Genomic DNA, 19892 nt, shown 5'->3' on the forward strand with positions numbered 1-19892 from the left:
TCCTTCTCTCAGGCCGTCAGTTCGGCGACGAGCGCCGCGGCCTTGTCGAGATCGTCCGGGGTCTTCAGGGCCACGCTCGGTACGCCCTTCAGCGCGCGCTTGGCCAGACCCGTCAGGGTGCCACCGGGGCACAGCTCGATGATCCCCGTGACGCCCAGCTCGGCGAACGTCTCCATGCACAGGTCCCAGCGGACCGGGTTCGCGACCTGGCCGACCAGGCGGGCGACGACGTCGGCACCCGTGGCGACGACGAGGCCGTCCTTGTTCGAGACGTACTTCAGCGCCGGGTCGGCCGGGGAGAGGGCCTCGGCGGCCTTCTCCAGCGTGGCGACCGCGGGGGCCATGTGGTGCGTGTGGAAGGCACCCGCGACCTTGAGGGCGACGACCTTCATGGAGCCTTCGGGCTTCTCGGCCTCCAGGGCAGCGATCTGCTCCATGGTGCCGGCGGCCACGATCTGGCCCGCGCCGTTGATGTTGGCCGGGGTCAGACCCAGCTTCTCCAGGTGTGCGACGACCACGTCCTGGTCACCGCCGAGGACCGCGGCCATGCCGGTCTCGGTGACGGCGGCGGCCTCGGCCATGCCCAGACCGCGGGTCCGGACGAACGACAGCGCGTCGGCCTCGGACAGGACGCCGGCGATGGCGGCGGCGGTGATCTCGCCGACGCTGTGGCCGGCGACGGCGCCGAAGGCCGTGGAGCCGGACGCGGTCTCAAGGGAAGTGGTCAGTGCCGAAGCGGAGAGCAGACCTGCGGCGACCAGCAGCGGCTGGGCCACCGCCGTGTCACGGATCTGGTCGGCGTCGGCGGTCGTGCCGTAGTGGGCAAGGTCCAGCTCGATGGCGTCCGACCACGCGGCGACGCGGTCAGCGGCACCGGGCAGGTCGAGCCAGGGAGTCAAGAAGCCGGGCGTCTGAGCGCCTTGGCCGGGAGCGACGAGTACGAGCACCCTCACACTCTCTCTTGTGGATGGTCCCTGCCGCCCGTGGGGACAGGGACGAAGAACCGTCGGGGTAATTGTTGATGTCCGACAAAAGTCTAGGACTGAGCATCTCCGTCGGCCAGACGCCCCAGGATCAGGGCGATCCGCAGCGTGAACGCCGAGCGGACATCAGAAGGAGACCATCCCGTGACGTCGGTCACACGTCGCAGCCGGTAGCGCACCGTGTTGGGGTGCACGAAAAGCATCCGTGCGGCCCCTTCGAGGCTGCTCGCCTGCTCCAGATAGACGCTCAGGGTCTCCAGCAGCGCCGACCCCGCCTCTTCCAGCGGTCTGTAGATCTCCTCCACCAGTTGTTCCCTGGCTGCGGGATCCGAGGCGATGGCCCGTTCCGGCAGGAGATCGTCCGCCAGGACCGGTCGCGGAGCATCCTGCCAGGCCGTGCAGGCCTTCAGTCCGGCGGCCGCGGCCTGCGCCGACTTCGTCGCGTTGAGCAGGTCGGACACCACCGGGCCGGCCACCACCGGACCGGCCGCGAAGGGCCCGATCAGGGACTTGGCGACCTGCATCGGATTGTCGCTGCCGCCCGCGATGACGACCAGACGGTCCCCCAGTACACCGGTGAGGACCTGGAGCTTGTGGTGGCGGGCCGCCCGGCGGATCGCCTCCACCGTCAGCTCGCTGTCCCCCTCCGGCGCGGTGCCGAGCACCACGCACACGTGCTCCGGGGAGTTCCAGCCCAGCGCCGCCGCCCGGGACAGCGCGCCCTCGTCGGCCTCACCGGACAGCACCGCATTGACGACCAGCGACTCCAGCCTGGCGTCCCACGCCCCGCGCGCCTCGGCGGCCTGCGCGTACACCTGGGCGGTCGCGAAGGCGATCTCCCGGGCGTACACGAGCAGCGCCTCGCGCAGGATCTGCTCGTCGCCCGGGGCCGCCACCTCCTCGATCGCGGTCTCCATGACCTCGATCGTGGTGCGGACCATCTCGACGGTCTGGCGCAGGGTGATAGCCCGGGTCAGCTCGCGCGGAGCCGTCCCGAAGACGTCGGTGGAGATCGCCTGCGGGGTCTCCGGGTGCCGGAACCACTCCGTGAACGCGGCGATGCCGGCCTGGGCGACCAGGCCGATCCAGGACCGGTTCTCCGGGGGCATCGCCCGGTACCACGGCAGGGTCTCGTCCATCCGCGCGATCGCGTTGGCCGCGAGCCGGCCGGAGGACTTCTCCAGTCGGCGCAGCGTCGCGGCGTGCGGATGGGCCGGAGCGGGATGCGCGGCGTGGGTGGCGGGCGAATGCTCACGTTCGGGTTGGGGCACGGGACAAGACTGCCTTATCGGGAAGGCTGTGCGGAGTCCGGTCCCGTTCCCGTTTCACGGCCGGCGGCTACGGTGACCCCCATGATTGATGTACGCCGAGCCGCCGACCGGTACGAGGGCGGGGACCTGCCCGCCGGGATCACCACCCGGCACGCCTTCTCCTTCGGGTCCTTCTACGACCCGGACAATCTGCGCTTCGGTCCCGTCCTGGCCTGCAACGAGGAGTTGCTCGCCGCGGGCGCCGGCTTCGACGAGCACCCGCACAGCCACACCGAGATCGTGACCTGGGTGGTCGAGGGCGAGCTCACCCACCAGGACAGCACCGGCGAGAAGGGCCTGGTCCGGCCCGGGGACGTCCAGCGGCTCAGCGCCGGATCCGGGGCGCGGCACGTGGAACGCAACGACGGCGAGGTGCCGCTGCGGTTCGTGCAGATGTGGCTCGCGCCGCTCACCGCGGGCGGCGAGCCCTCGTACGAGGTGGTCACGGGCATCGCCGACGGCACGCCCTACGAGGTCCCGGCGGCCGGCGCCGTCCTGCACGTCCGGCGGCCCGGCGCGGGCGAGCGGGTCGCCGTACCGGCGGCGGAGCGGGTGTACCTGCACGTGGTACGCGGGGACCTGCGGCTGGACGGGGCCGAACTGGGCCCCGGGGACTCGGTACGGATCACCGCCGAGCGGGACCTGGAGATCACCGCCGGATCCCCCGGGGAGCTGCTGATCTGGGAGCTGCCCGCCTAGGTCCTGTCAGGGACAGGGCCGTCACGGGCAGGGCTCAGCGCGAGCGCAGCTCGGCCAGGACCGCGTCGGTGAACGGGGTCCAGGCCTGGGCCGCCCACGGGCCGAAGGTGCGGTCCGTCAACACCACGCACGCGGCGCGCGCGTCCGGGTCCACCCACAGGAAGGTGCCGGCCTGGCCGAAGTGCCCGAAGGTGCGGGGCGAGGACGTGGTGCCCGTCCAGTGCGGGGACTTGCCGTCGCGGATCTCCAGGCCGAGCCCCCAGTCGTTGGGGGACTGGTGCCCGTAACCCGGCAGGACGCCCTTGAGCCCGGGGTGGACGACGGAGGTGGCCTCCGCGACCGTGCGCACGTCCAGCAGCCGGGGCGCCTGGAGTTCGGCGGCGAAGCGCAGGAGGTCGGAGACGGTGGAGACGCCGTCCTTGGCGGGCGAGCCCTCCAGGGTGGTCGAGGCCATGCCCAGCGGCTCGAAGAGCGCCTGGTGCAGGTACTCCGCGAAGGGGATTCCGGTGGCCTTGGAGATGTGGTCGCCGAGCACCTCGAAACCGGCGTTCGAGTACAGCCGGCGCTCCCCGGGCGGGGCCGTCACACGGTGCTCGTCGAAGGCCAGGCCACTGGTGTGCGCGAGCAGGTGACGGACCGTCGACCCCTCGGGCCCGGCCGGCTCGTCCAGCTCGATGGCCCCTTCCTCGTACGCGACGAGGGCGGCGTACGCGGTGAGCGGCTTGGTGACCGAGGCCAGGGCGAAGCGGTGGTCGACGGGCCCGTGGGAACCGGCCAGGCTCCCGTCGGCGCGTACGACGGCCGCCGCGGCCGTGCCCACCGGCCAGGTCTCGATGATCCGCAGGCTTTCCAGGGTCTGAGCGCTCTCCATGCCGCCGAGCCTACTTGCTTGGAGTGCACTCCAGGGTTTTAGCGTGGGGCCATGAGCCAGAGCCTGACGCAGACGCGGTACACGATCAGCGAGGTCGAGGCCCGGACCGGTCTGACCCAGCACACCCTGCGCTGGTACGAGCGGATCGGCCTGATGCCGCACGTGGACCGCTCGCACTCGGGACAGCGGCGGTTCACCGACAAGGACCTGGAGTGGCTGGCCTTCGTGGGCAAGCTGCGCGCCACCGGGATGTCGGTGGCGGACATGGTCCGGTACGCCGAACTGGTCCGCGAGGGCGAGCACACCGTCGAGGAGCGCCGCGAGCTGCTGGAGCGGACGCGACGCGATGTGCGGGCCAGGATCGCGGAGCTGGGCGACGCACTCGCCGTTCTGGACTACAAGATCGGCATCTACTCGGGGAAGGCACGGTCATGACGGAACCCAAGAAGCTCGAACAGGCCGAACTCGGCAAGGGCGGCCCGCTGGTCGGCGTCCAGGGCCTCGGCTGCATGGGCATGAGCGAGTTCTACGGCGACACCGACGAGGCGGCCGCCCGGGAGACCCTGGACGCGGCGCTGGCCGCCGGGGTCACCCTCTTCGACACCGCGGACGTCTACGGGCGGGGGCGCAACGAGGAGTTCCTCGCCCCGTTCGTGGCCGCGCACCGGGACGAGATCACCCTGGCGACGAAGTTCGCCATAGAGCGCACCGACGACCCCGTCTACCGGGGCGTCCGCAACGACCGCGGGTACCTCCGCCAGGCCGTCGAGGACAGCCTGCGCCGGCTCGGCGTGGACGTCATCGACCTGTACTACATGCACCGGCGCGACCCGGCCGTGCCGCTCGCCGAGTCGGTCGGCGCCATGGCGGAGCTGGTGCGGGAGGGGAAGGTGCGCCACCTCGGGCTCAGCGAGGTCACCGGCGCGGAGCTGCGCGAGGCGCACGCCGTGCACCCGATCGCGGCGCTCCAGTCGGAGTGGTCGCTGTTCAGCCGGGACGTGGAGCGCAGCGCGGTGGGCGCGGCGGCCGAGCTGGGCGTGGCCTTCGTGCCGTACTCCCCGCTCGGCCGGGGCTTCTTGACGGGGGCCTTCGCGGACGCCTCCGCGGACCTCTCGGAGGGAGACTTCCGGCGCCACCAGCCGCGGTTCACCGGCGACAACGCGAAGGCGAACGGGGCGCTGCTGGCCCCGGTGCGGGAGATCGCGCAGGAGCTGGGGGCGAGCCCGGCGCAGGTCGCCCTGGCCTGGGTGCAGCAGCGGGCCCAGGTGCACGGCCTGACGGTGGTCCCGATCCCGGGCACCCGCAAGCCGGGCCGCCTGCGCGAGAACACCGCGGCCACCCGGATCACCCTGACACCGGCGCAGCTGGCCCTGCTGGACCCGATCGCCGCTCAGGTCACGGGAGACCGCTACCCGGACATGAGCTCCACCTCGGCGGCCCGGGAGGCCTGAACGTTTCCATGTGCGGCGCCGCTGCTGGGGCTCCGCCCCAGTCCCCGCGCCTCAAACGCCGGCGAGGCTGGAAGTCCAGCCCGTCCGGCGTTTGAGGACCGGGGTCCGGGGCGGAGCCCCGGGGAAACGGTGAAAGGGCGGGGCGGGGACCGGCTCCGCGCAGCGGCTACGCCTCCGCGGCGAAGCGGTCCCGCAGCGCCGCGTACTCGGTGTCGGTCAGCAGGCCCGCGCTGTGAAGCTCGCTCAGGTGCCGCAGCCGGTCGTCGCCCGAGCGGGCACGGGGAACCGCGGCAACCGACGCGCGGGCGCGCACGGCGGCGAGCACGGCCGCGGCGAACGGCAGCGACTCGTGCACCGCCCCGTACCCCACGCCGAAGACGGCCGCCGCGAGGTCGTGGTCCGGGCGCGGGTCCCCGCTCGCGTCCCGCAGCAGCAGCCGCAGGTGGCCGCCCGGGCCCGCGGGGGAGCGCCACTCCACGCCGGTGAGGGCGGAGAGGGGGTAACGCTGGTCGCACGCCTTCCATTTGGTGCTGGTGGCGCCCGTACGGGACCACCGGAAGGTGACGGCCGAGCCGTCGAACTCCACCCGGGCGTCGTACGCCTTCAGCTGGACCGGCGGCTGTGGCACGCCGACCAGGAAGCGCGTCGCCGGCTCGGCGGCATCCGGCCCGAGCCGGGAGCGCAGGGCGTCGGCGAACGCCTCGGCGTGCGGCGCCCGCTCGCCCGGCAGCACCAGCCGGTACGGGTCGCAGTTCTCCTTCAGCTGCCCGGCGGCGGCCTCCATCAGCGGATCCGCGCCCGCCCGGGGAAGGACACGGAGCACCACCGTGTCCCGCTTCCCGGCGGTCACGGTCACCCCCGACACCGCTTCCAGGGGGATCCGGCGTGCGCCCAGCGCGTGAAAGAGCCTTGGCAGCCTCGGCGTTCTTATCCCCCGTGCGAAGCGGATGAGCACCGAGTCCGAGTCGAACTCCCAGACGGCATGGTTTCCGGCCAGTACGTCACCCATGCGCCACATCGTAAAGGGCGCCGCCCCCGCGCGTCCCCCTCGCTGCGGAGCCCGTTTTTCGCGCCTCTACGCGCGTCAGTCCTGGTCCGCCCCGGAAATTCCACCGCGACACGCGTCGTCGCCGGTCGCACAGACAACGGAAGCGAACGCACCGGTTCCGATCCTGGCGAAGTTCTCCAGCGAGTCCGTCTCTGGCGCGAAATAGCCGGTGTGGCTCTTGGCCCTCGCCGAGGACAGCAGCCGCGCGCCGAAGTCCGGGTCCACCGGATCGGCGCCGTGGCCCACTCCGCCGACCTCCAGGTGCGGTACGTCCGCGATCCAGTCGCCCTCGTCCCGCGTGGCCCAGACCCGCGCCGAGGTGCGCAGCCCGTCGACGTTTTCCGCCCGCATGCCCGGGCTGCCCGCCACCACCACGTCCGTCACCCGGTCGGGCAGCTCGTGCGCGGCGACCCCGCACACCACCGATCCGTAGCTGTGGCAGAACAGCGCCACGTCCGCGTCCCCGGGCAGGGCCACCGTCAGCGACTTCAGCCGGACCGCGCCGTCGACGGCCATGCGGCCGGTGGCCGCGTCCATGCCGACCCCGGTGGGCGCGGTGTAGCCGGCCCACGCGATGACCGCCGTACGCCTGTCCGGCTCGGCCGCGCGCTCGGCCGCGTACAGGGACTCGGCCATCCCGACGGGGGAGGTCAGGCGGCGCTGGGTGCGCTCGAAGGTGATCGCGTCGGTGTCGACACCGGGGACGATCACCGAGACCCGGCGGGCCCGGTCGAGGTCGCCGAAGACCTCGGCCACGCGGCCGCCGCCGGTGGGGTCGAAGGCGAGGATCTGCCGGCCGGGGGTGGCGAGCGAGGCGAAGCGGTGGGAACGGCGGGTGGCCATGGCGCGGTCGGCCGGGGTCAGGGCCACGTCCCCGCTGCGGGCCTCCTCGACCCGGCCGGCCTGCTCCAGACCGTGCAGGTTGGCCTGGTAGCGGGTGGCTACGGGGACCCCGTCGAGGTTGCCGACGACGAGGGGGTAGCCCTCGGCGAGCCGGGCGCGCTGGGCGCCGTCGAGCCCGGCGAAGAAGCGGGCCACCGTCCGTACGGGGGCGTCCGCGGGCGGCACGGGGCGGCCGTCGATCCGGGCCTTGGCCCAGGCGGCGAGCGCGGTGGCCCGCAGCGGGGTGCCCCCCTCGGGGCGGTGCACGGCCGTCCAGCCGGTGGTCGCCAGCAGGATGAAGACCACCGCCAGCGCGAGCAGGGTGCGCAGGGTGGCAGGGCGCGGGTCGGCGCCGAAAGCGGTGGGGTGGGCAAGGCCGGGCACGTTCACTGTGACCAGCGTATGAGACGCCTTCCCTGCCGAGCGCGCCGGGTGACGCGCCTCACGCCCGACCGTGGGACGGTGTGAGGCGCGGCGCGGGGCCCCCGGGTCAGCCCGCGCGCACCCGGTCGGCGTCGGCCGGCGGGCGCCATTGCGCGGCCAGCGCAGGGCCGATCCGGTCGAGGTACGCCTCGGTCATCCGCCGGATCGCGGCCACGCTGGTGTCCTCGCCCTGCCCCCAGAGCCGCCCGGTGAGCCGCATCACCCCGCAGAACGCGGCGACGGCCACCCGCGGCCGCGGATCGGCGTCCACGTCCAGTCCCTCGCGGGCGGCGATCAGCCGGGAGATCCGCTCCTCCAGTTCGGTGGAGCGGCGCAGGTGCAAGGCGAGCAGGGCCGGGGTGGACTCGATCAGCCGGTAGCTGCGCATGTAGAGGTCGACGGGGACCACCTCGGAGATGGCCTCCTCGACGCCGTCCCAGGCGGCGAGCGCGGCGCCGCGCATGGCTTCGAGGGGGCACTCGGCGGCCGGCCGGGCGTGCAGTTCGGCGAGGAAGTGCGACTCGACCAGGTCCTGGACGGCGAAGGCGACCTCCTCCTTGTTGGCGAAGTAGCGGAAGAAGGTGCGCTGGGACACGTCCACGGCGTCGGTGATCTCGTCGACGGTGGTGTGGTCGTACCCCTGGGAGATGAAGAGCAGGAGTGCCGCGCGCAGCAGCGCGCTCCGGGTGCGCCGCTTCTTGCGTTCGCGCAGTCCGGCCACCGGCGCGGGCGGCGCCGACCGCTCGTCGGTCCTCACCGGGGGGCTCCTCTCTGACGCCGAGTGGGCGGTCAGAGTACCGGTGCGCGGCGCCGCGGCGACCGTCCCGTTAAGCCGTTTGCGAAGAGCCGGCCGCCGCCTTCGGAGGGTTCGCACGTCCGCTCGCGCATGACACGTTCGGGGTTCCCCCGTCCGGCCCACGCACCTCGTACGGGGGCCGGTGCGGGCCCGGTCCGAGGGACTGCGGAAGCGTCAACTCCGTGCGTACGACAGCCCTGCCGGAGGGTCGGCGCCGGGACCTCGCCTATCCGGGTGGACCCCTCCCGGGCCTCTTCCGCCCGCCCGTCGCCGCAGGTCAGCGTGGTGTCGGCGGAGCCCCGGAAACGGTCCGGGCGCCCGCCGTCCACAAGGAGTTGACCCGTCATGCGTACGTGTAACACCACCCGCGTGAGCACCACCCGCGTGAGCGCCACCCGCCTGAGCACCACCCGCGTGAGCACCGTCCTCGCCGCGACCGTCCTCGCCCTGACCGCCCTCATCCCGAGTACGGCCACCACGGCCCACGCGGCGGGCCCGCCGGCCCTCGGGGCCTGTGCGACCGGGCAGCTGTGCCTGTGGGCGAAACCGGACTTCAAGGGCGCCCGGCAGACCCACGAGCTGAGCACCCTGGACGTCAACAGCTGCACCGCGCTGCCGGCCGGGACCACCGCCCAGTCGCTCACCAACCGCACCGGGCGCCCGGTGACCACCTACCAGTCGGACGTCTGCGCGGAGACGGGCGAGTTCCAGACCTACCCGGGCGACGGGGTCTGGCTGCCCCAGTCGCCCTACCAGGTGCGGGCGTTCAAGGTGTGGGAGAGCTAGCCTCCCGCGGCGTGGGGGGCGTGGTGGCCGGGGCCTCGGCCGCCACGCCGCCCAGCCGGGCGACCTCGCCGCGCAGCGCCCGTACCTCTGCCTGGAGTTCCTGGATGGCCGCCAGCTGAAGCCGTTCCACCTGGTCGTCGCGCTCGAAACGGGCGATGAACCAGGCGGCGATGTTGGCGGTCACCACACCGAGCAGGGCGATCCCGGACAGCATCAGGCCGACGGCGAGCACCCGGCCGAGGCCGGTGGTGGGGGAGTGGTCCCCGTATCCGACCGTCGTCATGGTGGTGAAGGACCACCACACGGCGTCGCCCAGGTTCTTGATGTTCCCGTCGGGGGCGTCGCGCTCCACGCTCAGCACCGCCAGCGAGCCGAACATCAGCAGACCCACGACGGCCCCGGCCACGTAGGTCGTCAGCTGGATCTGCGGAGCCATCCGGGCCCGCCGGCCCACCAGCATCAACGTGGCGACCAGCCGCAGCAGCCGCAGCGGCTGCACGAGCGGCAGCACCACGGCGGCCAGGTCCAGCCAGTGCGTCCGTACGAAGTGCCTGCGGTCCGCCGAGAGGCCGAGCCGTACGAGGTAGTCGAGGGCGAAGGCCCCCCACACCACCCACTCCACGTGGGTGCACGCCCGGTGCACGTCGGCGCTCGCGTCGGGCAGGACGATCGGCACGGCGTACGCCACGGCGAAGGCCATGGCGAGGAGGAGCAGCGGGGTCTGGCTCCGCCGCTCCCACAGCAGCTGGCGGGATGGTTCCTTCATGCCCGCATCGTAAAGAACGCGTAAGGGGCGCTGGGACAAGGTGTCCCGGCGCCCCACGCAAGGGTGACGGCTACGCGTCGCCGCCCGCCGCGCCCGGGTCCGCCGCCGCGACGTCCAGCAGCTGGTACCGGTCGACGGCCTGCTTCAGCACCGAACGGTCGACCTGACCGGTCTTGGCGAGCTCGGTGAGCGTCGCCAGGACCACCGACTGCGCGTCGATGTGGAAGAAGCGCCGGGCCGCACCGCGCGTGTCCGCGAAGCCGAAGCCGTCCGCGCCCAGCGAGGTGTACGGGCCGGGCACCCACCGCGAGATCTGGTCCGGAACCGCCCGCATCCAGTCCGAGACCGCCACGAACGGCCCCTGGGCACCCGACAGCTTCCGCGTCACGTACGGAACGCGCTGGTCCTCCTCCGGGTGGAGCAGGTTGTGCCGCTCCACGTCGACGGCCTCGCGCCGCAGCTCGTTCCAGGAGGTCGCCGACCAGACGTCCGCCCTGACGTTCCAGTCCTCGGCGAGGATCCGCTGCGCCTCCAGCGCCCACGGCACCGCCACACCCGAGGCCAGGAGCTGCGCCCCGATGGTGCCGGCAGTGCCCTGCGACACCCGGTGGATGCCCTTGAGGATCCCGTCCACGTCGACGTCCGCCGGCTCGGCCGGGTGCTGGATCGGCTCGTTGTAGACGGTCAGGTAGTAGAAGACGTCCTCGGCCTCGGGCCCGTACATCCGCCGCAGACCGTCCTTGACGATGTGCGCGATCTCGTAGCCGTAGGCCGGGTCGTACGCGACGCAGCCCGGGTTGGTCGAAGCCAGCAGCTGGGAGTGACCGTCGGCGTGCTGGAGGCCCTCACCCGTGAGGGTGGTCCGTCCCGCGGTCGCGCCCAGGACGAAACCGCGCGCCAGCTGGTCGGCCATCTGCCAGAACTGGTCACCGGTGCGCTGGAAACCGAACATCGAGTAGAAGACGTAGACCGGGATGAGCGGCTCGCCGTGCGTCGCGTACGCCGAACCCGCGGCGATCAGCGAGGCCGTGCAGCCCGCCTCCGAGATGCCGTCGTGCAGCATCTGGCCGGTCGGCGACTCCTTGTACGCCAGCAGCAGGTCGCGGTCGACCGCCTCGTACTGCTGCCCCAGCGGGTTGTAGATCTTGGCGCTCGGGAAGAAGGCGTCCATGCCGAAGGTGCGGTACTCGTCGGGCGCGATCAGCACGAACCGCTTGCCGATCTCCTTGTCCCGCATCAGGTCCTTCAGGATGCGGACGAAGGCCATCGTGGTGGCGATCGACTGCTGGCCCGAGCCCTTCTTGGCGGCCGCGTAGGTCGCGTCGCCCGGCAGCTCCAGCGGCTTCGCGCGCACCACACGGGTCGGCACGTAGCCGCCGTGCGCGCTGCGCTGGTCGTGCATGTACTGGATCTCGGGCGAGTTGCGGCCCGGGTGGTAGTACGGCGGGGCGCCGCTCTCCAGCTGCGCGTCCGTGATCGGGATGTGCAGGCGGTCGCGGAAGCGCTTGAGGTCGTCGACCGTCAGCTTCTTCATCTGGTGCGTCGCGTTGCGGCCCTCGAAGTTCGGGCCGAGCGTCCAGCCCTTGACCGTCTGCGCCAGGATCACCGTCGGCTGGCCCTTGTGGGCCTTGGCCGCCGCGTACGCCGCGTAGACCTTCTTGTGGTCGTGGCCGCCGCGGCCCAGGTGCTGGATCTGGTAGTCGGTCATGTTCTCGACCATCGCGCGCAGCCGCTGGTCGCCGCCGAAGAAGTGCTCGCGGATGTACGCGCCCGACTCGGTGGCGTACGTCTGGAACTGCCCGTCCGGGGTGGAGTTCATCTTGTTGACCAGGATGCCGTCGCGGTCCTGGGCCAGCAGCGGGTCCCAGGAGCGGTCCCAGATCAGCTTGATGACGTTCCAGCCGGCGCCGCGGAAGATCGACTCCAGCTCCTGGATGATCTTGCCGTTGCCGCGCACCGGGCCGTCGAGGCGCTGGAGGTTGCAGTTGACGACGAAGGTCAGGTTGTCCAGGCCCTCGCGGGCGGCGATGGACAGCTGGCCGAGCGACTCCGGCTCGTCCATCTCGCCGTCGCCGAGATACGCCCATACGTGGGACTTGGAGGTGTCCGCGATCCCGCGCGCCTCCATGTACCGGTTCATCCGGGCCTGGTAGATCGCACCGAGCGGGCCGAGACCCATCGAGACGGTCGGGAACTCCCAGAAGTCCGGCATCAGCCGCGGGTGCGGGTAACTCGAAAGGCCGTACGGGGCCTTCGACTTCTCCTGGCGGAACGCGTCGAGCTGCTGCTCGGAAAGCCGGTCCAGGAGGTAGGCGCGGGCGTAGATACCGGGAGAGGCGTGGCCCTGGAAGAAGATCTGGTCGCCGCCGTCGCCCTCGTCCTTGCCCCGGAAGAAGTGGTTGAAGCCCACGTCGTAGAGGGAGGCGGAGGAGGCGAAGGTGGCGATGTGGCCGCCGACGCCGATCCCGGGACGCTGGGCGCGCGAGACCATGACGGCCGCGTTCCACCGGGTGGCGTTCAGGACCTTGCGCTCGATCTCCTCGTTGCCGGGGAAGAACGGCTCGTCCTTGGTGGCGATCGTGTTGACGTAGTCCGTGCTGCGCATCTCGGGAACGGCCACGCGCTTCTCGCGGGCCCGCTCGATCAGCCGCAGCATCAGATAGCGGGCGCGCTCACGGCCCCGCTCGTCGACCGCTGCGTCCAGGGAGTCGAGCCACTCCTGCGTCTCCTCCGGATCGAAGTCCGGGACCTGACTCGGGAGGCCGCCAATGATGATCGGATTGCGATCGGATGCGGAAGCCACGCTGTTCCTTCGCTGTCGGGGGAGTCGTGCCTTGGGTTCGCCGCCTCCCATGGTCTTACGCTCGGTCGAAATCGTCATCTTTACCACCGGGTAATCCCTGGAGCCGGCAGGGAACACATGGGGAGGACAATGGTGGGATCGTTGGCGGTCGCGGCCAAATCGCAACCCTACGCCCCAGCCGGTCATCACCTCCGTAGGGCCGTTCGTCCCTCAAACAGGTAGGAAAGCCCTCAAGCGTTGCCGATGATGCCGAACGAGCTGGAATGGTGTGGGATGAATCACCAGAGGTGCACACGGGAAGGCTGAAAGTTGCGGCGAGACGGCCGCAATCGTCACCGTTTCGACGGTCTCGGCGGCCGGGTACTTGCGCGATCCGCCGCGCCCGTGTGGACTACGCCCAATGCTGCGCGTACGCGCGCCGCCGAAGACATTCACCGAACATGAGCAGGAGGCACCCCGTGAGCGCGACCGCGGACCACGCGGAGAGCCTGGCCGCCCGGCTGGGTTTCCAGTCCGAACAGGTGGTCCAGGAGATCGGCTACGACGACGACGTCGATCAGGAATTCCGTGAGTCCATTCAGGACCACATCAGCAACGACCTCGTCGACGAGGAGTACGACGACGTTGCCGACGCGGTGCTGCTCTGGTTCCGGGAGGAAGACGGCGATCTGACTGACACGCTGGTCGACGCCACAGAGCTGGTCGAGGACGGCGCACTGATCCTGCTGCTGACCCCCAAGACGGGCCGCCCCGGCTACGTCGAGGCCAGCGACATCAGCGAGGCCGCCGAGACCGCCGGCCTTTCGCAGACCAGGAGCATCAGTGTCGGCAAGGAGTGGGCCGCCACCAAGCTGGTGACGCCCAAGACCGCCGCCAAGTCCAAGCGCTGAGCCGCGCCCGCTGCCGAGCGGACACGCTTCCACACCCCGCCGACCAGGTGACACCGGTCGGCGGGGTGTGTGCGTTCCCGGCCCTGGGCGCCCCGAAGGGGTGGCCTAGGCTTTGCCTCACCCGAACAGTCCAATGCGTGGATGCAGGAACGAAGGGATGCGAGAGATGGCGATCGAGGTCGGCGACAAGGCCCCGGACTTCGAGCTCAAGGACAACCACGGTGCGACCGTGCGGCTCTCCGACTTCCGGGGGGAGAAGGCAGTGGTACTGCTCTTCTACCCGTTCGCCTTCACCGGCGTCTGCACCGGCGAGCTCTGCGAGCTGCGCGACCAGCTGCCGCGCTTCCAGAACGACGACGTGCAGCTCCTCGCGGTCTCCAACGACTCCGTTCCGACCCTGCGGGTCTTCGGGGAGCAGGAGGGCCTGGACTACCCGCTGCTGTCGGACTTCTGGCCGCACGGGGAGACCTCCCGCGCGTACGGCGTCTTCGACGAGGAGAAGGGCTGCGCGGTCCGGGGCACCTTCATCATCGACAAGGACGGCGTGGTGCGCTGGACTGTCGTCAACGGACTGCCCGACGCCCGTGACCTGAACGAGTACATCAAGGCGCTCGACAGCCTCTGAAAACCCCCTGTGGGGCGGGAACCCGTCACTAGGATCGAAACGTTGATCCCATTGCAACCGCACGACGGGGCACTGCCCCACACAGAACCCAATGGAGGACCCGTGGGAGTCAGCCTCAGCAAGGGCGGCAACGTCTCGCTGACCAAGGCCGCGCCTAACCTGACGGCGGTCATCGTCGGTCTGGGCTGGGACGCTCGCACCACCACCGGTGTCGACTTCGACCTCGACGCCAGCGCGATCCTGACCAACGACCAGGGCAAGGTCGCCAGCGACGCGAACTTCGTCTTCTTCAACAACCTGAAGAGCCCCGACGGCTCGGTGGAGCACACCGGTGACAACACCACCGGTGAGGGCGAGGGCGACGACGAGGCGATCAAGGTCAACCTCGCCGGTGTCCCGGCCGACGTCGCCAAGATCGTCTTCCCGGTCTCGATCTACGAGGCCGAGAGCCGCCAGCAGAGCTTCGGCCAGGTCCGCAACGCGTACATCCGCGTCGTGAACCAGGCCGACAACACCGAGCTCGCCCGCTACGACCTCTCCGAGGACGCATCGACCGAGACCGCCATGGTCTTCGGCGAGCTCTACCGCAACGGCGCGGAGTGGAAGTTCCGCGCCATCGGCCAGGGCTACGCCTCGGGCCTGCGCGGCATCGCGCAGGACTTCGGCGTCAACGTCTGAGCCTGAGAGCAGTCATCCGTCCGGCGCCGTGCACTGTGTGTACGGCGCCGGACCGGCTTTGCCACCACCACACCGTCGTCCGGGGAGGACCACAACATGGGCGTCACACTCGCCAAGGGGGGCAATGTCTCCCTCTCCAAGGCCGCACCGAACCTGACCAGGGTTCTGATCGGTCTCGGATGGGACGCGCGCTCGACGACCGGGGCGGACTTCGACCTCGACGCCAGTGCGCTGCTGTGCAACAGCGGCCGGGTGCTCGGGGACGAGTACTTCGTCTTCTACAACAACCTCAAGAGCCCCGAGGGCTCCGTCGAACACACGGGGGACAACCTCACCGGCGAGGGTGACGGGGACGACGAGTCGATCATCATCGACCTCACCAAGGTGCCGGAGCGCGTGGACAAGATCGTCTTCCCGGTCTCGATCCACGAGGCGGACTCCCGCCGGCAGAGCTTCGGCCAGGTCAGCAATGCCTTCATCCGCGTGGTGAACCAGGCGGACGGCCAGGAACTGGCCCGCTACGACCTCTCCGAGGACGCCTCCAGCGAGACCGCGATGATCTTCGGCGAGGTCTACCGGTACGGGGGTGAATGGAAGTTCCGGGCGGTGGGGCAGGGGTACGCGTCGGGGCTCCGAGGCATCGCTCTAGACTTCGGGGTCAACGTTTCGTAAAGCCGTACAACACGATGGGGTGCCAGTGGTTCTCAAAACCTTCGGCTGGTCGTTCGCAGTCACTGCGCTCGGTCTGGTCGCAGCGGTGTTCTACGGGGGGTGGGAGGCCTTCGGGATCGTGGCGATCCTGTCCATCCTCGAGATCTCGCTGTCCTTCGACAACGCGGTGGTCAACGCCGGAATCCTGAAGAAGATGAATGCCTTCTGGCAGAAGATCTTCCTCACCATCGGTGTCCTCATCGCGGTCTTCGGCATGCGACTGGTCTTCCCCGTCGTGATCGTCGCGATCAGCGCCAAGATCGGTCCCATCGAAGCGGTCGAGCTGGCCCTTCGGGACAAGGACATGTACAAGCAGCTCGTCACGGACGCCCACCCGGCCATCGCGGCCTTCGGTGGCATGTTCCTGCTGATGATCTTCCTCGACTTCATCTTCGAGGACCGCGACATCAAGTGGCTCGCCTGGCTCGAGCGTCCGCTCGCCAAGCTCGGCAAGATCGACATGCTGTCCGCGTGCATCGCGCTGATCGTCCTGGCCGTCACCTCGATGACCTTCGCCACCCAGGCCCACCAGCACGGTGGCGCCCACGTGGACAAGGCGCAGACCGTCCTCATCTCCGGCATCCTCGGCCTGATCACCTACATGGTCGTCGGCGGCCTCTCCGGCTACTTCGAGAACAAGCTGGAGGAAGAGGAGGAGGCCGAACACGAGGCCGAGGAAGCGGCCAAGAAGACCGGCAAGCCCGTCTCGGCCGTCGCCATGGCCGGCAAGGCCGCCTTCTTCATGTTCCTCTACCTCGAAGTCCTCGACGCCTCCTTCTCCTTCGACGGGGTCATCGGCGCCTTCGCCATCACCAACGACATCGTGCTCATGGCCCTCGGCCTCGGCATCGGTGCCATGTACGTCCGGTCGCTGACGGTCTACCTGGTCCGCCAGGGCACCCTCGACGACTACGTCTACCTGGAGCACGGCGCGCACTACGCCATCGGCGCGCTCGCCGTGATCCTGCTCGTCACCATCCAGTACGAGATCCACGAGGTCATCACCGGCCTCGTCGGCGTGCTGCTCATCGCCTGGTCCTTCTGGTCCTCGGTGCGCCGCAACAAGCGCCTGGAACTGGAGGGTTCCGCCGCCGAGGCATGACCGCGGCGGTAATGCGGAACGCTCCATTGCGGGGCGGCCCGGAGGGTCCACGGACCCGGCGGGCCGCCCCGCTTCCGCATGCGGGACGAACGGCCACACGGCCAAAGGGCCGGGGGACCAGGGGATCAGGGGATCAGGGGGGTAGGGGATGGGATTCTTCGACGGCATTCTGGGCAGCCGGGCCGTGCAGTTCCAGTCGGGCAGCGCCTCGTCGAACGCGATCGAGCTGACCAAGCGACATTCGACGGTGTCGCTCACCAAACAGGGGGCCGTGCACGGCAATCTGCGCGTCAACCTGTCCTGGCGCATGCGCACCTCGGACATCGGCGGCCGCTCCGGCCAGAGCGGCCAGCTCTTCCGGCACCCGTTCAAGCTGTTCAAGCCCGACATGGTGCAGGCGCACACCCAGGGCATGGTCAACGTCGACCTCGACATGGGCTGCCTGTACGAGCTGACCGACGGCACGCGGGGCGCCGTACAGCCGCTGGGGAACCTGCTGGGCGACCTCAACGACCCGCCGTTCGTCAAGCTCAGCGGGGACGACCGGTTCGGCTCGGCGTCCGGGGAGACCCTGTACGTCAACCTCGACCACGCCGACGAGATCAAGCGGCTGCTCGTCTTCGTCTACATCTACGACCAGACCCCGGCCTTCGACCGGACGCACGCCATGGTGACCCTGTTCCCCGTCACCGGGCCGCGGATCGAGATCCCGCTGGACGAGCGGCAGCCGCAGGCCCGCTCCTGCGCGGTCGTCTCCCTGGAGAAGGTCAAGGGCGAGCTCGTCGTGCGGCGCGAGGTGAAGTTCGTGTACGGGTTCCAGGCCGAGCTGGACCGGCTGTACGGCTGGGGGCTCCAGTGGGGGCGGGGCTACAAGAGCAGCAAGAGCTGACCGGAGGCCCCACCCGGGGCCCCACCGGAGGCCCCACCCACCGGGGGCGCCGTCAGTGGCGGATGAACTGCGGACCCTGCACCGGCAGCCGGAAGGTCGGATCGCCGCCCGGACCCGGCACCGGGACCGGGGACACCGGCTGCGGGTACCCGTAGGCGGGCTGGACGGCCGGCGGGGCCTGGGTGGGCGGGGCCATCGCCGCCGTCTGTTCCGCGGTGGGGCCGGTGGCCGCCGCGGCCTCGGCGGGGCTCTCGCCGGCGTTCTCGTCGACGGAGATCCCGTGGTCGGTCGCCAGGCCCACCAGCCCGTTGGAGTAGCCCTCGCCGAGCGCGCGGAACTTCCACCCCTCGCCCCGGCGGTACAGCTCCCCGCAGATCAGCGCCGTCTCGGCGCCGGTCTCGGGCCGTACGTCGAAGTAGGCCAGCGGTTCGGAGCCACCGGTCGCGGTGGCGTCGTAGAGGAGGATCCGCAGGTCGTGGACCCGCTGGAAGGGGACGTCCTCGGCCGAGGCGACCACCAGGATCCGGTCGACCGTCGGCGTCACCGTGCGCAGGTCCGCCTGGACGGCGTCGGTGATGGCGTCGCCGAGCTGCTTCTTGCCGAGCCGCCAGACGGCCCCCGAGGGGTGCCGGGGCTGGTTGTAGAAGACGAAGTCCTCGTCCGAACGCACCCGGCCGTCCGGGCCCACCAGGAGCGCGGAGGCGTCCACGTCCGGTACCTCGGGGCCGCCGGTCCAGCGCAGCACCGCCCGGACCGCCACGGCGGCCACCGGGATGTTCGAGCCCTTCTGCATCGCGTGCGTCATGCCCGTCATCCTGCCCTCCCGGGGTGGAGCGGGACAATGCGGCCCCCCGTAGGGCCTTGTCTCGAACGCGAGACCTGGGCATGGTGCAAGAGGGTTACCTGAACTTCATGTGCTTGAGGAACTCTTGACTCACGTTCGTACGTACTATTACCGGCCATGCCAGTTGGGCCGCCGAGGCAGTACGGGGGAAGCACATGCGTCACTTTGGGCACGTATCGCCCATGGTCCGTAAGGACCTCTTCCACCAGGAACCGGCGGAATTCACCGGCGCCTCGCCGGCCCGTGTCCTCGCCGCCGCGCTCGGAGCCACGCTCTACAGCCCGGCCACCCGCCCCACACTGGCCCGGGACATCCGCAAGCAGGCCGGCCGCGGAGTCGTCTCCATGGTCCTCTGCCTGGAGGATTCCATCAGCGACGCCGATGTCGCCGGGGCCGAGGAGAACCTCGTCCGGCAGTTCACCGACCTCGCGGCGGACCGTGCCGAGCACCCCCTGCTGTTCATCCGCGTCCGCACGCCCGAGCAGATACCCGATCTGGTGCGCCGCCTCGGCGGGTCCGTGAGCCGACTGGCCGGATTCGTACTACCGAAGTTCGACGAGAGACGCGGTATCGCCTTCCTCGACGCCGTCGCCCAGGCGGAGGCCGCGAGCGGACAGCCCCGCCTGTATGCCATGCCCGTCCTGGAAACCCCGGAGCTCCTCCACCTCGAAACCCGCGTCGAGGCACTCGCCGGCATCTCCCGCACGGTCAACCAGTACCGCGAGCGGGTCCTGGCCCTGCGGCTCGGCGTGACCGACTTCTGCTCCGCCTACGGCCTGCGGCGCACCCCCGACATGACCGCCTACGACGTCCAGATCGTGGCGGGCGTGATCGCCGACGTCGTCAACGTCCTCAGCCGGGCCGACGGCACCGGATTCACGGTCACCGGACCGGTGTGGGAGTACTTCCGCAGCCAGCAGCGCCTCTTCAAGCCCCAGCTCCGCCGCAGCCCCTTCCTGGAGGAGGGCGTGGAGGAACTGCGCACGGCACTCATCGAGCACGACCTGGACGGGCTGCTGCGCGAGATCGAACTCGACCGGGCCAACGGGCTGCTCGGCAAGACCTGCATCCACCCGGCGCACGTCACGCCCGTGCACGCGCTGTCGGTGGTCTCCCACGAGGAGTTCTGCGACGCCCAGGACATCCTGCGGCCCGAGCGCGGCGGCGGCGGAGTGATGCGTTCCGCCTACACGAACAAGATGAACGAGGTGAAGCCCCACCGGGCCTGGGCCGAGCGCACGATGCTGCGCGCCGAGGTCTTCGGTGTGGCGAAGGAGGAGGTCGGCTTCGTCGACCTCCTCACGGCCGGGCTCCAGGTGTGAGCAGGCCGGTGAC

General features: G+C 70.6%; 20 protein-coding genes. 11 read left to right on the forward strand and 9 right to left on the reverse strand.

What is annotated here, in order from left to right:
* Positions 1-8 precede the first annotated feature (8 nt).
* Together ACZ45T_RS05965 and ACZ45T_RS05970 are read right to left on the reverse strand one after the other, a co-directional pair.
* A complete protein-coding gene (locus tag ACZ45T_RS05965) occupies positions 9-947 on the reverse strand; it encodes an ACP S-malonyltransferase (RefSeq protein WP_468437894.1) in 939 nt (312 codons plus the stop codon).
* A gap of 89 nt (positions 948-1036) precedes the next feature.
* Positions 1037-2254: a PucR family transcriptional regulator gene (locus ACZ45T_RS05970; RefSeq protein ID WP_468437896.1), complete on the reverse strand. Its 1218-nt coding sequence runs from the start codon at positions 2252-2254 to the stop codon at positions 1037-1039.
* A gap of 81 nt (positions 2255-2335) precedes the next feature.
* Between ACZ45T_RS05970 and ACZ45T_RS05975 the strand changes: the two genes are divergently transcribed.
* A complete protein-coding gene (locus ACZ45T_RS05975; protein ID WP_468437898.1) occupies positions 2336-2992 on the forward strand; it encodes a pirin family protein in 657 nt (218 codons plus the stop codon).
* Positions 2993-3026: 34 nt separating this feature from the next.
* On the opposite strand, the gene ACZ45T_RS05980 is transcribed toward ACZ45T_RS05975, so the two are convergent.
* Positions 3027-3845 (reverse strand): serine hydrolase domain-containing protein, encoded by an 819-nt coding sequence (locus ACZ45T_RS05980; protein ID WP_468438025.1) that lies wholly within the window; start codon positions 3843-3845, stop codon positions 3027-3029.
* Positions 3846-3914: 69 nt separating this feature from the next.
* Here ACZ45T_RS05980 and ACZ45T_RS05985 point away from each other — a divergent pair, with 69 nt between their 5' ends.
* On the forward strand, positions 3915-4298 hold the full coding sequence (locus ACZ45T_RS05985; RefSeq protein ID WP_468437901.1) for a MerR family transcriptional regulator: 384 nt from the start codon (positions 3915-3917) through the stop codon (positions 4296-4298).
* Positions 4295-5314 carry an aldo/keto reductase gene (locus ACZ45T_RS05990; protein WP_468437903.1) on the forward strand — a complete coding sequence of 340 codons (1020 nt, stop codon included), beginning with the start codon at positions 4295-4297 and terminating at the stop codon, positions 5312-5314. The genes ACZ45T_RS05985 and ACZ45T_RS05990 overlap by 4 nt, the downstream gene beginning before the upstream one ends.
* A gap of 166 nt (positions 5315-5480) precedes the next feature.
* Here ACZ45T_RS05990 and ACZ45T_RS05995 read toward each other — a convergent pair whose 3' ends face one another.
* The 3 genes from ACZ45T_RS05995 to ACZ45T_RS06005 all read right to left on the reverse strand — a co-directional run bounded on the left by ACZ45T_RS05995 (position 5481) and on the right by ACZ45T_RS06005 (position 8424).
* Positions 5481-6323, reverse strand: a complete 843-nt coding sequence (locus ACZ45T_RS05995; RefSeq protein WP_468437905.1) for a DUF4429 domain-containing protein — start codon at positions 6321-6323, stop codon at positions 5481-5483.
* 75 nt (positions 6324-6398) lie between these two features.
* A complete protein-coding gene (locus ACZ45T_RS06000) occupies positions 6399-7634 on the reverse strand; it encodes an alpha/beta hydrolase (RefSeq protein ID WP_468437907.1) in 1236 nt (411 codons plus the stop codon).
* A gap of 100 nt (positions 7635-7734) precedes the next feature.
* Positions 7735-8424 carry a TetR/AcrR family transcriptional regulator gene (locus tag ACZ45T_RS06005; protein WP_468437909.1) on the reverse strand — a complete coding sequence of 230 codons (690 nt, stop codon included), beginning with the start codon at positions 8422-8424 and terminating at the stop codon, positions 7735-7737.
* 384 nt (positions 8425-8808) lie between these two features.
* On the opposite strand from ACZ45T_RS06005, the gene ACZ45T_RS06010 reads away from it, so the two are divergent.
* Complete coding sequence (locus ACZ45T_RS06010) at positions 8809-9249, forward strand: peptidase inhibitor family I36 protein (RefSeq protein WP_468437911.1); 441 nt, start codon at positions 8809-8811, stop codon at positions 9247-9249.
* Here ACZ45T_RS06010 and ACZ45T_RS06015 read toward each other — a convergent pair.
* Both ACZ45T_RS06015 and aceE read right to left on the reverse strand, forming a co-directional pair.
* Positions 9230-10015 carry a potassium channel family protein gene (locus tag ACZ45T_RS06015; RefSeq protein ID WP_468437913.1) on the reverse strand — a complete coding sequence of 262 codons (786 nt, stop codon included), beginning with the start codon at positions 10013-10015 and terminating at the stop codon, positions 9230-9232. The genes ACZ45T_RS06010 and ACZ45T_RS06015 overlap by 20 nt on opposite strands.
* Before the next feature lie 70 nt (positions 10016-10085).
* Positions 10086-12818: a pyruvate dehydrogenase (acetyl-transferring), homodimeric type gene (gene aceE, locus ACZ45T_RS06020; protein ID WP_468437916.1), complete on the reverse strand. Its 2733-nt coding sequence runs from the start codon at positions 12816-12818 to the stop codon at positions 10086-10088.
* Between the two features lie 458 nt (positions 12819-13276).
* Between aceE and ACZ45T_RS06025 the strand changes: the two genes are divergently transcribed.
* From ACZ45T_RS06025 to ACZ45T_RS06050, 6 genes are all read left to right on the forward strand, one after another.
* Complete coding sequence (locus ACZ45T_RS06025) at positions 13277-13708, forward strand: DUF3052 domain-containing protein (RefSeq protein WP_030711344.1); 432 nt, start codon at positions 13277-13279, stop codon at positions 13706-13708.
* A gap of 166 nt (positions 13709-13874) precedes the next feature.
* On the forward strand, positions 13875-14333 hold the full coding sequence (locus tag ACZ45T_RS06030; protein WP_385128853.1) for a peroxiredoxin: 459 nt from the start codon (positions 13875-13877) through the stop codon (positions 14331-14333).
* 102 nt (positions 14334-14435) lie between these two features.
* Positions 14436-15011, forward strand: coding sequence for a TerD family protein (locus tag ACZ45T_RS06035; RefSeq protein WP_008739115.1), 576 nt, complete (start codon positions 14436-14438; stop codon positions 15009-15011).
* A gap of 96 nt (positions 15012-15107) precedes the next feature.
* Complete coding sequence (locus ACZ45T_RS06040; RefSeq protein ID WP_069920148.1) at positions 15108-15683, forward strand: TerD family protein; 576 nt, start codon at positions 15108-15110, stop codon at positions 15681-15683.
* Positions 15684-15708: 25 nt separating this feature from the next.
* Positions 15709-16824 (forward strand): DUF475 domain-containing protein, encoded by a 1116-nt coding sequence (locus ACZ45T_RS06045; RefSeq protein WP_468437919.1) that lies wholly within the window; start codon positions 15709-15711, stop codon positions 16822-16824.
* Positions 16825-16972: 148 nt separating this feature from the next.
* The gene (locus ACZ45T_RS06050) at positions 16973-17713 is read left to right on the forward strand and encodes a TerD family protein (RefSeq protein ID WP_468437921.1); all 741 of its coding nucleotides are present in this window, start codon (positions 16973-16975) and stop codon (positions 17711-17713) included.
* A 52-nt stretch (positions 17714-17765) separates the two neighbouring features.
* Here ACZ45T_RS06050 and ACZ45T_RS06055 read toward each other — a convergent pair whose 3' ends face one another.
* A complete protein-coding gene (locus ACZ45T_RS06055; protein WP_468437923.1) occupies positions 17766-18518 on the reverse strand; it encodes a TerD family protein in 753 nt (250 codons plus the stop codon).
* 194 nt (positions 18519-18712) lie between these two features.
* Between ACZ45T_RS06055 and ACZ45T_RS06060 the strand changes: the two genes are divergently transcribed.
* Positions 18713-19879: an HpcH/HpaI aldolase/citrate lyase family protein gene (locus ACZ45T_RS06060; RefSeq protein WP_468437925.1), complete on the forward strand. Its 1167-nt coding sequence runs from the start codon at positions 18713-18715 to the stop codon at positions 19877-19879.
* Positions 19880-19892 lie beyond the last annotated feature (13 nt).

The organism is Streptomyces sp. NPDC030995 (assembly GCF_055571215.1).